This is a genomic window from Amycolatopsis sp. NPDC059235, from assembly GCF_042754125.1.
GTDB lineage: Bacteria > Actinomycetota > Actinomycetes > Mycobacteriales > Pseudonocardiaceae > Amycolatopsis > Amycolatopsis albidoflava.
In genome coordinates this window covers 27,564-41,244 of the sequence record NZ_JBHZAG010000053.1, presented here as the reverse complement: position 1 = coordinate 41,244, position 13,681 = coordinate 27,564, and the positions used below count along the sequence as shown (strand labels likewise).

The 13,681-nt window shown below is 68.2% G+C and carries 13 protein-coding genes; 8 read left to right on the top strand and 5 right to left on the bottom strand.

The features are described from left to right. The first annotated feature begins 50 nt into the window (after positions 1-50). The 5 genes from ACFXI3_RS29270 to ACFXI3_RS29250 all read left to right on the top strand — a co-directional run bounded on the left by ACFXI3_RS29270 (position 51) and on the right by ACFXI3_RS29250 (position 5,361). Positions 51-230, top strand: coding sequence for a helix-turn-helix domain-containing protein (locus ACFXI3_RS29270; RefSeq protein ID WP_378403815.1), 180 nt, complete (start codon positions 51-53; stop codon positions 228-230). Between the two features lie 234 nt (positions 231-464). Beyond that, on the top strand, positions 465-1,484 hold the full coding sequence (gene fgd / locus ACFXI3_RS29265; RefSeq protein ID WP_378403771.1) for a glucose-6-phosphate dehydrogenase (coenzyme-F420): 1,020 nt from the start codon (positions 465-467) through the stop codon (positions 1,482-1,484). Between the two features lie 107 nt (positions 1,485-1,591). Continuing rightward, positions 1,592-3,148 carry a PucR family transcriptional regulator gene (locus tag ACFXI3_RS29260; RefSeq protein WP_378403769.1) on the top strand — a complete coding sequence of 519 codons (1,557 nt, stop codon included), beginning with the start codon at positions 1,592-1,594 and terminating at the stop codon, positions 3,146-3,148. A gap of 100 nt (positions 3,149-3,248) precedes the next feature. Further along, positions 3,249-4,505, top strand: a complete 1,257-nt coding sequence (locus ACFXI3_RS29255) for an activator-dependent family glycosyltransferase (RefSeq protein ID WP_378403767.1) — start codon at positions 3,249-3,251, stop codon at positions 4,503-4,505. 31 nt (positions 4,506-4,536) lie between these two features. Next, positions 4,537-5,361: a hypothetical protein gene (locus ACFXI3_RS29250; RefSeq protein WP_378403765.1), complete on the top strand. Its 825-nt coding sequence runs from the start codon at positions 4,537-4,539 to the stop codon at positions 5,359-5,361. Positions 5,362-5,643: 282 nt separating this feature from the next. On the opposite strand, the gene ACFXI3_RS29245 is transcribed toward ACFXI3_RS29250, so the two are convergent. Beyond that, a complete protein-coding gene (locus ACFXI3_RS29245; protein ID WP_378403763.1) occupies positions 5,644-6,387 on the bottom strand; it encodes a hypothetical protein in 744 nt (247 codons plus the stop codon). Between the two features lie 642 nt (positions 6,388-7,029). On the opposite strand from ACFXI3_RS29245, the gene ACFXI3_RS29240 reads away from it, so the two are divergent. From ACFXI3_RS29240 to ACFXI3_RS29230, 3 genes are all read left to right on the top strand, one after another. Continuing rightward, positions 7,030-7,755, top strand: a complete 726-nt coding sequence (locus ACFXI3_RS29240) for an alpha/beta fold hydrolase (RefSeq protein WP_378403761.1) — start codon at positions 7,030-7,032, stop codon at positions 7,753-7,755. Positions 7,756-7,917: 162 nt separating this feature from the next. Next, a complete protein-coding gene (locus ACFXI3_RS29235; protein ID WP_378403759.1) occupies positions 7,918-8,223 on the top strand; it encodes a hypothetical protein in 306 nt (101 codons plus the stop codon). A gap of 98 nt (positions 8,224-8,321) precedes the next feature. After that, positions 8,322-8,972 carry a DUF3558 domain-containing protein gene (locus ACFXI3_RS29230; protein ID WP_378403757.1) on the top strand — a complete coding sequence of 217 codons (651 nt, stop codon included), beginning with the start codon at positions 8,322-8,324 and terminating at the stop codon, positions 8,970-8,972. 240 nt (positions 8,973-9,212) lie between these two features. Here ACFXI3_RS29230 and ACFXI3_RS29225 read toward each other — a convergent pair whose 3' ends face one another. The 4 genes from ACFXI3_RS29225 to ACFXI3_RS29210 all read right to left on the bottom strand — a co-directional run bounded on the left by ACFXI3_RS29225 (position 9,213) and on the right by ACFXI3_RS29210 (position 13,662). Next, positions 9,213-10,562 (bottom strand): flavin monoamine oxidase family protein, encoded by a 1,350-nt coding sequence (locus ACFXI3_RS29225; protein ID WP_378403755.1) that lies wholly within the window; start codon positions 10,560-10,562, stop codon positions 9,213-9,215. Then, complete coding sequence (locus tag ACFXI3_RS29220) at positions 10,559-10,939, bottom strand: hotdog domain-containing protein (protein ID WP_378403753.1); 381 nt, start codon at positions 10,937-10,939, stop codon at positions 10,559-10,561. Before ACFXI3_RS29220 ends, ACFXI3_RS29225 begins: the two co-directional genes overlap by 4 nt. Then, positions 10,936-12,651 carry a flavin-containing monooxygenase gene (locus ACFXI3_RS29215; RefSeq protein WP_378403751.1) on the bottom strand — a complete coding sequence of 572 codons (1,716 nt, stop codon included), beginning with the start codon at positions 12,649-12,651 and terminating at the stop codon, positions 10,936-10,938. The genes ACFXI3_RS29220 and ACFXI3_RS29215 overlap by 4 nt, the downstream gene beginning before the upstream one ends. Before the next feature lie 75 nt (positions 12,652-12,726). After that, on the bottom strand, positions 12,727-13,662 hold the full coding sequence (locus tag ACFXI3_RS29210) for an alpha/beta hydrolase (protein ID WP_378403749.1): 936 nt from the start codon (positions 13,660-13,662) through the stop codon (positions 12,727-12,729). Between the last annotated feature and the right edge of the window lie 19 nt (positions 13,663-13,681).

The following is a 13,681-nucleotide window of genomic DNA, read 5'->3' as shown; positions in this document are numbered from 1 at the left end:
ACGGCGGGTTGTGGTTCGTCCGTGGTGCGCGATGACTCGGGAGCGAGGGAATCTCTGTTGGCTACAAGGCATCACTCGGAGCCATTCTCGGTCTCCACCGCAGTACCGTGACGCAGCGGATGGAGCGGATTGCCGAGCTGTTGGCTGTTGATCTCGGTGATCCGGACGATCGTCTGGCCGTGCATTTGGCGACGCGTGCGGCGGGTGTGGATTGGGATGAATCTGGCTGACGTCGCGCATGGGACGGCGGGTTGTGGTTCGTCCGTGGTGCGCGATGACTCGGGAGCGAGGGAATCTCTGTTGGCTACAAGGCATCACTCGGAGCCACTCTCGGTCGCCACCGCAGCATCGTGGTGCAGCGCATGGAAAGGATTGCCGAGCTGACGTCGCGCACAAGGCAGCGAGCCGCAATTCGGCCCCCGTGCACGATGACCCCGCGCGGCCGAGCCGGTTGAGTGTCCCGAATGGACACACGCACTGCGAGAATCACTGTCGGCTACAAGGCATCGGCCGAGCAGTTCGGGCCGCGGCCTCTGGTGGAGCTGGCCGTCCTCGCCGAACAGCAGGGGTTCGATTCGGTGCTGGTGAGCGATCACTACCAGCCCTGGCGGCACCGGAACGGGCACGCGCCGTTCTCGGTGGCCTGGCTCGCCGCGGCGGGGGAGCGGACCGGGCGGGTCCGGCTCGGCACGAGTGTGCTGACCGCGACCTTCCGCTATCACCCGGCCGTCGTGGCGCAGGCGTTCGGCACTCTCGGCGCGCTGTATCCCGGACGCGTCCTGCTCGGTCTCGGCACCGGCGAAGCGCTCAACGAGGTCGCGGTCGCCCGGATGGAATGGCCCGGGTTCAAGGAACGGTTCGCCCGTCTGCGCGAGGCGATCGACCTCATCCGTCGCTTGTGGACAGAGGAGCGGGTGAGTTTCGACGGCGAGTACTACCAAACGGAGAACGCGACCGTCTACGACCGCCCCGCGCGGCCGGTGCCTGTCTACGTCGCGGCGGGCGGCCCAGTGGTGGCGAAGTACGCCGGCCGGACGGCGGACGGCTTCATCTGCACCAGCGGCAAGGGCATGGAGCTCTACACGGAGAAGCTGCAGCCGGCCGTCGACGCCGGAGCCGAACAGGCAGGCCGCGAACCCGCGGACGTCGCGCGCTCGATCGAGATCAAGCTGTCCTACGACATCGATGCCGAGGCCGCCGTCGCGAACACCAGGTTCTGGGCGCCGCTGTCCCTGACCGCCGAACAGAAGCACGGCATCTCCGATCCCGTCGACATGGAGCGCGTCGCCGACGAACTCCCGACGTCCCAGATCGCTTCCCGGTGGATCGTCTCCGCCGATCCCGACGAGGTCGTCGAACGGATCCGCCCGTACGTCGACGCCGGCTTCACCGACCTGGTGCTGCACGCGCCCGGCGACGATCAAGCCCGCTTCCTCGAACTGGCCCGGCGGGATCTCCTGCCCCGGTTGCGCAGGCTGGGCTGAGAGCCCTGCCGAGCGGCCTTCGCAGTGCAGTGAGCCCACTGACGGCACTGCGGCCGCTCCTTAGCCTTCCTCCGACGCGGCGTCGCGTGGACGGAAGGAGCAGCCCGATGACGGCAGTCGATACCCGGCCAGGAGAACCGAGTGCCGCCGATCTTCCTCCGCCGGACGGGACGATTCGGCTGCCGCTCCTCCTCAGCGCGCGACGCGGCTGGTTCAGCGTGGCGGCCCCGGCTTCGGGCCTGAACCGGCCGCTAACCGGGGCGGTGCCGTGGGACCCAGCCCAGCCGCCCGGCCGACACCAGCTAGTGCTGATGACGACGCCTCACCCGACTGCCGACGAGCTGGCGCAAGCCCTGACCGCGGTTGGCCTCGCGGGAGCTGCGGCGCTCGTCGTACGGGCTCTGCCTGCAGAACTGGACTTCACCGCCGCCGATGTGCCAGTGCTGGTGGCGGAAAAACAGGTCGGCTGGGCGGAGATCGACACGGCGGTGCGATCTCTGCTGTCCAGCGCCCGGTTCGGCACCGTCACCCCGACTGCGAGCGGTCTCTACGACCTGGCCGAAAGCGCGTCCCTGGCGCTGGACGGCGCCGTGATGATCACCGATTCAGCCTTCCGCGTGCTCGCTTTCGGATGCGCCGAACCGGTGGACGCGCTCACGACCGAAATGGTGCTGGCCCGACGCGTTCCGGAGAAGGTCCGGAAGCGACTCGCCCAGGTCCGAAAGATCGCGCGCCTTAACCTCCCGGATGCGGGTACTCGCTGGGCCGCCCCGATCCGCTCCGGCAACACCATCGGCGGTTACGTCGTCTGCGCACCGCGCCGATCGTCCGCGTCCGTGCCGCGGGTGCTGGATGAAGTGTCGACGGCCGCCGCTGCCTGGTTCATCGACGAACCCGCCGGGCGAGACGACGAAGACACGATCCGCGCCGAGCTGCTGCGCGGATTGCTGGCTGGTTCAGGATCGCTGGAAGCGCTGACCGAACGGCTCGGCACTTCGCAACGGTGGCGTCTCGCGGCCCTCGGCGCGATCACCTCCGATCGCGAGAGCGCCCTGGCGCGCTGCACACGGATGCTCAACCCAGACACGGCGACCGCAGTACTCGGTTCCCTCATGTTCGTCCTGTTCCCCTCCGCCCCAGGCACAGGACCCGTCGATTTCACCGAGCGCCTGCGGCGACGCGCGTCGACGGACGTGCCGCTGGTGGCGTGCCTCGGCCGCCCCTGCACAACCGGCTCCGAAATCCGCGCCGAGTCGGGCCCACTACGGCACGCCGCAGGTGTGCTGGCCGCCCGAACGGCACCCGCCACCGCCCACCTGACGGACCTGCTCCCGCACGTCCTGATCGCCGAACTGGCGGACCTCGCCGCCGAACACCCCGCCCTGCTCGACGGTTCCCTCGACGTGCTGCGCCGCGACCCGTCACCGCGCGGCGCCGAGTACCTGAACACGCTGCGCTGCTGGTTCGACGCCGGCGGAGACGCCACCCGCGCCGCGGCCGCGCTTCGGATTCATCGCAACACCTTCCGGTACCGGTTGCAACGCATCGAAGAGCTGTGCGCGGTCGACCTGGACGATCCCGTGCAGCGCTTCACGATCGAGCTGCAGACCCGGCTTTTGGCGTCGCCCGGCGGACGTCCGCGAGGCCCCTGGCGAGACGGCTAGGGGTGGTCCTCAAACCGTACTGATCGGTATGTTTCGCCAGGTTTCGGACCGCGGACTGCGCACGCTGTGCAGGCGATCGAAGAATGGCGGGGAGAACTCGATGAAGGTCTTGTTCACGACGTTCGCGGCGAACGCGCACCTCTACAACCTGGTGCCGACGGCGTGGGCGCTGCGCTCGGCCGGACATGACGTCCGGGTCGCCGCCCAGCCGGACCTCGCCGACGCGATCGTCCGCACCGGACTGCCCGCGGTCGCGGTCGGCCCGGTGCTGGATCTGGGCGGACGCAACGGCAAGGACCAGGAACGGCCCGCCGGCAAGACTGTCTTCGACTGGGAGTTCGACATCACCGAGACCAGGGAAGACCGGCTCACTCTGGACTACGTCCGCGGCGTGTTCACGACGTGGTGCTCGATCGCGCTGGAAAACCTCGCCCACGACGAGGCGCTCGACGACCTCGTAGGGTTCGCCCGGTCATGGCGGCCGGATCTGGTCGTGTGGGACGCGCTGACGTACATGGGCCCGATCGCCGCGCGGGCCAGCGGCGCGGCACACGTCCGGATGCTGTTCGGCCTCGACCACTGGGCCCGCATGCGCGCCCTCTTCACCGACCTGGGCGGCATCGGGGGAGCCGACCCGATGGCGGAGTGGCTGTCAGGAAAGCTGGACCGGTACGGCTGCGCTTTCGACGAGGAACTGGTCCTAGGGCAGCGCACGCTCGACCCGCTGCCGCCGTGGACCCGATTCCCGGTCGGCGCGGACTACCTCCCGGTACGGCACGTCCCCTACAACGGCCCGTCGACGGTGCCGCCGTGGCTGTCCGAACCGCCCTCGCGACGTCGCGTCTGCGTCACCCTGGGCATGTCGCGCCGAGACCTGTGGGGCGATGACCAGTTCTCGGTCAGCGACCTTTTCGCCGCGGTTGCCGACCTCGACGTCGAAGTGGTAGCAACCCTGACCGCCCGGCAGGCGGAATCGGCCTCAGCAGTACCGGACAACGTCCGGCTGTACGACTTCGTCCCTCTGGACGCCCTGCTGCCGACCTGCGCCGCGGTGATCCATCACGGAGGTGCGGGAACGATCGGAAACGCCGTGGTGCACGGCATTCCGCAACTGGTGATCCCGGGAAACATGTGGGACAAGGCGGGTTTGGCCGACTTGCTGGCTGCTCAAGGAGCCGGTCTGGTACTGGAACACGACCAGGTCACTGCCGGGCAATTGCGTGCGCAGCTGGTGAGGCTGCTGGACGAGCCGTCGTTCGCCGTGTCGGCGGAGAAGGTGTGCGCGCAGGTGCTGGAAACCCCCGCACCCGCCCAGATCGTGCCGGAACTGGAACGGCTGGCGGGCGTCCGAGACTGACGGCTGCCGCTCGGCCGTGGAGACAAGGCCCTTGCTGCCGCCGGTGATACGCTCGCCCCGGCAATGGAAAGATTCGCGTGTCGACACCAATGTGGACGTTCGCCCGAAGCAGATGGTCACGAAGCTGAAATTCTACGATCTCGAACTGCTTGCCGATGGCGGTGCTCTCGCGATCGCTCTCCCGAGGTTGTTGCTCGCCGAGGGGGTCGTGTCGAGCGGTCCGTATCTCGATCGTGCGCGCCAAGAGGAACGTGTTCTGTCGACTCGGGGCAGCGTCGACTGGTTCACGTGGGAGCCTGTTGACGAGTTCAGATTCGACCGGCGAACCGGCCGGCTGACCAGCGTTGCCTTGCGGTTGCCGGACACGACGTTTCTCGCCGACTTGCACGGAGCATCCGTCTCGGCGAGCCGAGGCACAGTGCGACTGGACCCGGTTCGCGATTTCTTCGCCCCTGCTACGAGGTATCGCCACTACCGGTCCGACGATACCTTGTTCTGCTTCGATCGTAATGTTGTCACGAAATTCGAAGAAATCGAGGTGGCGTCCGGGCTGTGGTTGCTCTTTGCTTCGGATGGCTACTGCGGCTGGCGACTGGCCGAGGCCTCCCGGGTGCTCGCTGATGCCGACGATTCGCCGGTAGCAGACGATGTTTCATGCGACCTGCTGCGCGAGTGCCTGGCTGAATACTTTGACCTGACGTCGGAGCAACGGATAGACGAACTGATATCCGGTGAAGCCTTGCAGCGACTGCGAAGCATCGCCGCGCGGCTGCAATCGAACGGCGGCCAGTGCTGCGACGGATGCCGAATTCTGCTCCGTCAGGTTGAGGACCTGCTGCGGGAATGGAGCCGGTGACGCGAAAACGTCGGTCCTTGCCTGGTGAAGCAATGGAATCTGGATTCTGTGCGGGACGGAAGGCCTGATCCTGATGTTATCCCGAAATGGCGGATAATGCGCCCGTGAAACTTCTGGAACCGGCCGTTCCCGTCGCGTTGGCGGCCGCGAAACCCCTGGGATTTGCGCTAAGGGCGAGTGCGGCAGTTCGGCGAGGTGCGAATCCTGGCTGAAGAGCAGAAGGCCTCCCTGGCCACGGCGACAAGGAGGCCTTCCTGTGTCCACAATGGACTCAGAAACATGTCACCGGCACTTCAGGGCGCCGTCGGAGATCGCCACTCCGCCGACCTTGCCGTCGGCCGTGGGGGTGAATTCGAACTGCCAGCCCGGCTTTTCCGGGAGGGGCAGCTCGAATCGGCCGGCCTTGCCTTCCTTCAGTCCGCGCCCGTCGTACGCCTTGTGCAGGTCGGCCAGCGAGGATCCGACGCCGATGCCCTCCGCGGTCTTGGCGTCGGGCGGCGCGCCCAGCTCGTGCAAGCCGTTCTTGCCGAACGAGGCGCCGCCGGCCGCGGCGAACGCCTTGTCGCGCTCTTCCCGCTTGCCCGCCAGGTCGGCACTCGCCATCGCGGCGTCCGCCGACAGCTGAGCCGCCTCCGCGTCCTTGGCGGCCGCCTTGGCCGAATCCGCGGCGGACTTGCCCGCGGGCTGTTTCGCGGCCTGGTCCGCCGCGTCCGCCTTGGCGTTGAGGTCGTCGGCCTTCCGCTGCGCCTCGGCCTCGGCGGCCAGCCGCGCCTGGTCCGGCGCGGGGCCGCCCTGCCAGCTCAGAACCGTGCAGCCGTCCAGCGTGGACACCGGGGCGTTGGCGAGTTTCCCGGTGGCCGCAGCCGCTTCCTTGGCCATCCCGGGCGCGATGCCGCGGTAACCGGCCGCGCCGAAAACCTCGGGCCGGGCGGCGGCGCTTTCCGGCGCAGCGCTGGTGGCTTCCGACGAACACGCCGCCAGCGCGGAGACCGCGGCGATCGCCGCGGCCGCACGGCCGATGGACATGACAAAACCCTTGTGCATCTGATTCCCCTCGTACCCGGACCCAATCGATGGGGTCGTCGTTCCCGGCGGACCGAGATATCGGATAACTTACCGGACCCCGGCGGCTTCCCCCATTGATTACCCGACAGGGCGCTTTCGGCTCGTGCGGGAGGGCGGCCGTCTTGATTGTTCCCGGGCTTGGGAGGCTCCTGAGAGCGCAGTGTCGAGCCGGTCAGGGATGCTGAGAGCCAGCGAACCGGCGCGTCGGCCGAAGACGACCCCGGCCGCCAGGCCTGAGCCGCCGAAAATGATGCCGCTAGTGACGGCATGACCGCAGCCGGGACCGCTCCCGAGGACCGGCAATACCCTCCCAGCGCGAGCCTCGGGAACGCGGACGCCGGGAGGACGAGCGATGGTCGGCCCTCGCACAGCTGCCACGACTGGCGGGCCGCACCGCCATCGGGTTCGCCAGCTTTTCCCTGATCCAGCGCATCGCCGGGCAGTCCACCGCGGCCCGGTCAGTCTGGGCCAGCGCGCGGCCCCGGACAGGATTGTTCGATACCCCGCTGTTTCGCCCGCGAATGCGGCGAGGAACGGCGGTCGGTCCCTATCCCGTGCGAATCGCATTCGGCCCTTCGCATACCGGCAAATGGAGGCTCGGTCATGAGCACGTTCGTTCTCGTGCACGGTTCCTGGCACGACGGTTCGGCCTGGGACGCGGTCGTTCCCCGGTTGGAGGAGCTCGGCCACGTCGCGCACAGTCCGACGATGGCGGGTCATGGCAAAGGCGCGGACAAAGCGGTCGGCCACGAGGACTGCGTGCGGTCGGTCCAGCGGTTCGTCGTGGACCGCGATCTCGCGGACGTCGTGCTGGTCGGCCACAGTTTCGGCGGGTCGGTGATCGCGCGGGTCGCCGAGGAGGTCCCGGATCGGTTGCGTCGCCTGGTCTTCTGGAACGCGTTCGTGCCGCGGCCGGGCACCAGCGTCGAGGACGATTTTCCGCCCCATTATCGCGAATTGTTCGCACGCCTGGCCCGCGAGTCGGGCGACAACACGGTGATGTTGCCGTTCCCGATCTGGCGCGAGGCGTTCGTCCAGGACGCCGACCTCGACCGCGCGACGGCCGCTTACCAGCAGCTGTCGCCGACGCCGTACCAGCCGTTCCTGGACCGGCTCGACTTGTCGAGGTTCTACCGGCTGGAGATCGCCAAGAGCTACCTGAACTGCACTGACGACACGGCGCTCCCGCCCGGCGAATGGGGGTGGCACCCGCGGATGTCCGGACGGCTCGGCTTGCACCGGCTGGTGCAGCTGCCCGGCAGCCACGAGGTCGTGTTCACCAATCCCCGGCTGCTCGCCGAAAAGATCGCCCAGGCCGGGAGGGACTGACGCGAGCATGCCGCGCAAGCGCTCGGCAGGGGACTGAACTCGCGCCGGGCGCTCTCGGCCGGACTCCGTCGGCGCGACGCCGTCCACCTCACCGAAGCGAACGGCCCGATCTGGGCCGTATCCGCCAAGAACGCCGGCTCCGGCATCGGCGTGATCCGGGAAGTGCGCATCGCCGTGACCCCTGTCGGCGCCTCGGAATTCTCCGGAGGGTATGACGAAACCGTGGCGTATCTGCGCGATAACTGCAACGTGGAACTGAACAGGGACTACGCCCTGAGCAAACTCTCGCCCGGAGGAGTCTTCGCTACCGGCGACGAGATCAGACTATTCGAACTGGCCGCCGGCTCGCGCGATTTGTTCGCCGGGTTGACGATCTCAGTGGAGCTCGAGGGAACACTTCGAGACACGTACTCGAAGAACATCTACTGTATACCGTCATCCGGAATTCCCCCTGCGCCGCAGAGCTGATGCGTCAGGGCGGCGCGGGTTTCGCGTTCCGCGTCCGCACCGGGATCGCGTGCGATACTCTGGCGACGACGTGATGGCGGGGTATGAGAGGAGACCACTTGGCACAGTGGATCCCGGCAATTCCCGTGCCAGTGGAATGCGGCAATAGGATTTCTGTGATTTTCTCTCGTTTTCGTTTTGCTCTGGCCGGCATCACGGGCGTGGTAGCTGTCGCGGTCAGCGGGTGCTCCGAACCGACGCCGGGGACGGCAAGCCCGGCACCCTCCTCGTCGAAGAGCGAGACTGCGGAGGCCCCGAAGGTTCCCGCTCCGGTCAATGTGGACAAGTTCCTCGCGGATCCGTGCAGCATGCTGACGCCAGCGCAGCTGTCCGCGCTGCAGCTGAGCCAGCCCGAGGCTGATAAGGCGTCCAGCTCTGTCGGTTGCGGGTGGCGGTTCAGCGACGGGTACACGGCCGTCAGCGCGACGTTCCTGACCACCGTGAAGAACGGCCTGACGAACGCCTACCGGCAAAAGGCTTCCGGCTATTACCAGGGCGGCTACTTCGAGCCGACGGTCGTGAGCGGTTTTCCGGCTGTGCTGGCCAATACCGCGGACCGCCGCAGCCAGGGGCAGGTGACGATGCTGGTCGGCGTGTCGGATCAAACGGAAATGCTCGTGCTGATCCAGGGGACGCCCGGCAGCAACGCCACGACAGCGGCGACGAACGTGACCAAGGCCGTCCTGTCCACCATGCGAGGCGGGCAGTGAGATGGCGGGGCAGTCCGTCGCCGCGCCTCACCGTGTGCGAGACCATCGGGCGCCTCGGCGGCGCGGGCGATTCCGTGCAGGCGCTCGAGGTCCGGCGCACGAATCACCAAGCAGGGGAGACCCAGGTGCCGGATGTGGTGCGGCATCAAGCATCCAAGCTGAGGTCAAACAGCACCCGAACACGCTGCACCGCACAAGCAGCCGCCCGCTCCCGCCGCGGTACGAGGTCCGGGACAGCAATCAACCCCGCGGAGGCAAGCTCTCCAGCACCTTCTCCCCGGCCTGCTGACCAGAGTTGGCCGCGTCGGCCAGGGACGGCACGTCGAGCTGGTAATCGCCCGCCAGGTGCACGGGGCCGAAGTTCTCGCGCAGCGTCGCGAGCGAAGCCCTTCCTCCGGGTGCCCAGAACGGCACGACCCGCGGGTGCCGGCGCAGGATGCCTTCGCCGATCTTCCCCTTCAGCTCGGGATAGAGCTTCAGCAGATCCGCGGCGAAACGAGCGACGATCTCCTCGTCGCTGGATTCGAACAGCTTGTCGGCCTCAGCCCCGCCAGCGAAGCAGGCCAAGGCTCCGCCGGGTGTGCGTGCGGGGCCGCGGCGCAGGGCGGCGGCGTGGTTGAACACCGCCTGGAACGACAGCTCCGGCGTCGACACGGCGAGGTAGTCGTCCCAGCGCTGCGGTCCCTCCTCGTGGGTGAAGAAGCCCACCACGACGTATCGGCCGTAGCGGATGTCGGCGAACGCTTTGCGGTACTCGAAGGGCAGATCGCGGATGATCCGCACCGCGATGTCGGCAGGCACCGCGACGATGGCGCGCTTAGCGAGGAGGCGCGCCGGCCCGTCCGCGCTGTCGTATTCCACGGCTACGCCGTCGGCGGTTCGCTTCAGGGAGGTCACCGGCGAGTTGAGCCGGATCCGTTCGCCGAGGTCCTTGCTCAGGATGTCGGTCAGCGTCTGGTTGCCGCCCTCGGGCAGCGAGAGGTTCGGGACCTTGCCGGGGTCGGTCAGCAGGATGCCCATCGAGTAGACGAACTGCGTGGCGGCGGTTTCCTCCGGCTCGCACCCCATCCACTGCCCGGACCACGAGCGGACCATTCTCCGCGCGAGATCTGACTTGACCCCGCGCAGCACGAAGTCGGCACGCCGGGCGTCGAGCTTCGCCCGGACTCGCTTCGCCCAGCGGTTTTCCCTTTCCAGGAACGGGACGTTCGTGAGGATCCGGGTGCCCACCGCCGCCAGTCCGAGGCGGTCCGCGAAGCTCGTTCGCGACTGGAACATCAGGGCGAACGGGTTGGACGTGTCGACCTGTTTCCCGCCGAGAGCCAGCGCCACCGACTTTCCTTCGAGCGTTCCCATCGGGACCCGGTGCCGGTGCAGGGCGTCGATCAGGGGACCGGTGCCCTCGGTGAACTGGGTGCCGAGGTTGATCCAGTAATCGCCCTGGCGCACCGAATCCACGCGGCCGCCGGCCCGGTCCGCGGCCTCGAGCACGACGACGTCCCGGTCGGCCAGCGTGGTCGCGGCCATCAGGCCGGCCATGCCGGCTCCGACCACCACTACCTCGCAGGTTTCTTCACGCACGTTGGTCATTGGTTTTCCTTCACGAAATCGGCGGGGAGGACGCCCGTTCCTCGGGCGCGGGTCGCGACAACGGGTTCGGCGAGGACCTCGGCTCGGCCGGATTCGTCGACGGAGCGGCAGATGACGCGCAGTTCGAAGTCGACCGTCCGGCTGCGGGTGCCCTTGGCCGCCAGGCGTGCCTCGATCTCGATCACGTCGCCGCCGCGGACCGGCGCGAGGAATTCGACGGAGGAGTAGCCCGCGAAGAGGCTTTCGTGGCCGTCGCCGAGGATCGCCAGATGGGTTCCGGCGTCGCCGAACAGTTTCAGGCTGTATGCGCCGTCGACGAGGTTTCCGGCGTAGTGGGCGTCGGAGTACGCGACGTAGCGCTGGTGCACGACCTTCATCCGGTGACCGCGGTGGCGGTGGCCGCGCGACCCTCCTCCGGCGCCGTCGGGACCTCGACCTCGGTGTCGATGCGGCCGATGTGCTTGGCGGCCGCGTCGCCGTCGAGGGCGATGCCGGGATAGCCGCGGCGGGCGATCTCCTCGCAGATCCGGCGGTAGCGCCCGACTCCGCCGACGTAACCCATGAAGGTCGACGGTTTGCCCGCGACGTTGGAGCCGCGATACCACGAGTCGGTGCTCGCGTAGAGCGTCTGGTTCACCGTCCACTCGGTGATGCCGACCCAGTCGTCCTGGCCCTCGGGGGTCGCCTCGATGACCTCGCGGCCCTCGGCGCGCGCATGGCCGATCAGGTCGGTGATCCAGTCGATTGCCTGCTCGATGGTCATCACGACATTGCTGGCGAGCGCCGGGCTTTGCGGGCCCGCGACCATGAAGAAGTTGGGGAATCCCGCGGTCAGCAGGCCGAGGTAGGTGCGTACGCCGTCGCGCCAGGCGTCCTGCAGCTTGCCGTGGCCGGGCGTGGTGACGTTGAGCCCGAAGAGCGGTCCGGTGAAGGCGTCGAACCCGATCGCCAGGACGATGACGTCGACCTCGTAGGAGCCGGCCTCGGTGACGATGCTGTCCGCGGTCATCGTGGCGATGGGTTCCTCGCGGAGCGAGACCAGGGAAACGTTGGGACGGTTGAACGTTTCGTAGTAGCCGGTGCCGAAACAGCTTCGCTTGGCACCCATCGGGAAATGCGGTTCGAGCAGCGTCGCTGTGCGCTTGTCGTGGACTGTCTCGTGGATCTTGCCGCGGAAGAAGTCCGCCGCTGTCTTGTTCGCGTCGAGATCGAAGAGCAGGTCGGCGAATTCCGAGCCCACGCCCAGGAAACCGCTGCGCTCGTATGCCGCTTCGTAGCGGCTCTGGCGTTCCTCGTCGGAGACGTCGAAGGCGCGGTCGGTCACCGGTCGGTCCGGGATGCCGCCGGGCGAGTAACGGCACTCCTGCCGGATTTCCGGGTACCGGCTCTTGATCTCGTCGACCGCCTCGGGCGGCAGTGCGCGGTTGCGCGCCGGGAACACGTAGTTGGCGGTGCGCTGGAACACCGTCAGCTTCTCGGCGACCTCGGCGATGAGCGGAATGCATTGCACGCCAGACGATCCCGTGCCGATCACCGCGACCCGCTTGCCCGCGAGGTCGTCGAGCGAGACGTTCCAGCGGCTCGTCGACACGGTGCGGCCGGCGAAGTTTTCCAGGCCGGGGACATCGACGTCCTTCGGCGTGGACAGCCCGCCCGAGGCGGCCAGCAGGTAGCGGCCTCGCCGGGTGGCGCCGGAATCGAGCGTCGCCTCCCAGAGCTTCTCCTCGGCCAGCCACTTCGCTGCCACCACCTTGGTGGTGAACTGAAAGCACCGGCGCAGGTCGAAGCGATCGGCGACATGGTTGAGATAGCGCAGGATTTCGGCCTGCGGTGCGAAACGCTCGCTCCAGGTCCATTCCTTCTGCAGTTCCTCGCTGAAGGAATAGGAGTAGTAGATGCTCTCGACGTCGCATCGCGCGCCCGGATAGGTGTTCGAGAACCACGTTCCGCCGACCTCGGGCGCGGCCTCGAATCCGGCGAACGTCCAGCCGTGCTCGCGTGCCTGATAGGCGGCGTACAGGCCGGAAAACCCGGCGCCGACGCACAAGACGTCGACGACGGGGGCGGGTGGCGTCGTGCTGTCGGTCATGGTCTCCGCTCCTCGAGAGTTGCCGGGGGTGCGCCACTGGACGTAGTCAAAGGTCTGAGTCAAGTGACCAAGAAGCTACGGGCCGAGATGGCCCGAGTCAATGGCCCGAAGGTGGCGGGCCACGTCGTCGAGGGCCGTGTCGGTCTGCGGGAAGACGCCGGCTTCGGTGAAAAACCCGTGGAAGACGCCGTTGTGGCGGATCAACGTGACCGGCACGCCGTCGGCCCGCAGTCGTTCGGCGTAGGCCTCCGCGTCGTCGCGCAGCGGATCGACCTCGGCGGTGAGCACGAGGGCGGGCGGCAAGTCGCGCAGGGTGGCCGCCTTCATCGGCGCCGCGTACTGGTCGATGGCGGCGGAACCCGCGTACTGCTCCCAGAACCAGCGCGCGTCGGCGGCGGTCAGCAGGGGAGCGTCGGCGCACTCGGTCCAGGAGGGCGTGGCGAAGCGGTCGTCGACCGCCGGGTAGACGAGGATCTGGGCGTCCGGCAAGGCCAAGCCGTGCTCGCGCAGGTGCAGGCAGAGCGCGGCGGCGAGGTTGCCGCCCGCGGAGTCGCCGCCGACGGCGATCCGGCCGCGGTCGTTCTTCCGGAGCCAGGCGACCGCGTCGGCGGCGTCTTCGAGCGCGGCCGGATACGGGTTTTCGGGCGCGAGCCGGTATTCCAGGGACACCACGTCCCAGCCCGACCTGGCCGCGACGGCGCGGCACGCCTCGTCCGCGCCGTCGAGCGTTCCGAGGACGAATCCGCCGCCGTGGAGGTAGAGCAGCACGCCGCCCCGTGCGGCCGGTGCGTGGTAGCGGCGCGCACGGAGTTGTCCGGCGCGCGTTGGCACCACGAGATTCTCGACCCGGTCGAGCGGCGTGAGCGGGACTTCGGACGGCGTGCTCGCCAGCGACGCGCGCGCGGTTTCGGCGCCGAGTTCGCGGACAGGAGCGGGCAGGGCGGCCGCGATCGCTTGTGCGACAAGGAATGCGTTGCGGTCGAGGCGGACCCAGCACGAAGGTTCGGTCATCGGGGACCTTTCTGGCGAA

Excerpts from the sequence above, each read along its gene's own strand:
- fgd (WP_378403771.1), top strand. The coding sequence starts at position 465 with ATGGACACACGCACTGCGAGAATCACTGTCGGCTACAAGGCATCGGCC.
- ACFXI3_RS29260 (WP_378403769.1), top strand. The coding sequence starts at position 1,592 with ATGACGGCAGTCGATACCCGGCCAGGAGAACCGAGTGCCGCCGATCTT.
- ACFXI3_RS29255 (WP_378403767.1), top strand. The coding sequence starts at position 3,249 with ATGAAGGTCTTGTTCACGACGTTCGCGGCGAACGCGCACCTCTACAAC.
- ACFXI3_RS29245 (WP_378403763.1), bottom strand. The coding sequence starts at position 6,387 with ATGTCCATCGGCCGTGCGGCCGCGGCGATCGCCGCGGTCTCCGCGCTG.
- ACFXI3_RS29240 (WP_378403761.1), top strand. The coding sequence starts at position 7,030 with ATGAGCACGTTCGTTCTCGTGCACGGTTCCTGGCACGACGGTTCGGCC.
- ACFXI3_RS29225 (WP_378403755.1), bottom strand. The coding sequence starts at position 10,562 with ATGACCAACGTGCGTGAAGAAACCTGCGAGGTAGTGGTGGTCGGAGCC.
- ACFXI3_RS29220 (WP_378403753.1), bottom strand. The coding sequence starts at position 10,939 with ATGAAGGTCGTGCACCAGCGCTACGTCGCGTACTCCGACGCCCACTAC.
- ACFXI3_RS29215 (WP_378403751.1), bottom strand. The coding sequence starts at position 12,651 with ATGACCGACAGCACGACGCCACCCGCCCCCGTCGTCGACGTCTTGTGC.
- ACFXI3_RS29210 (WP_378403749.1), bottom strand. The coding sequence starts at position 13,662 with ATGACCGAACCTTCGTGCTGGGTCCGCCTCGACCGCAACGCATTCCTT.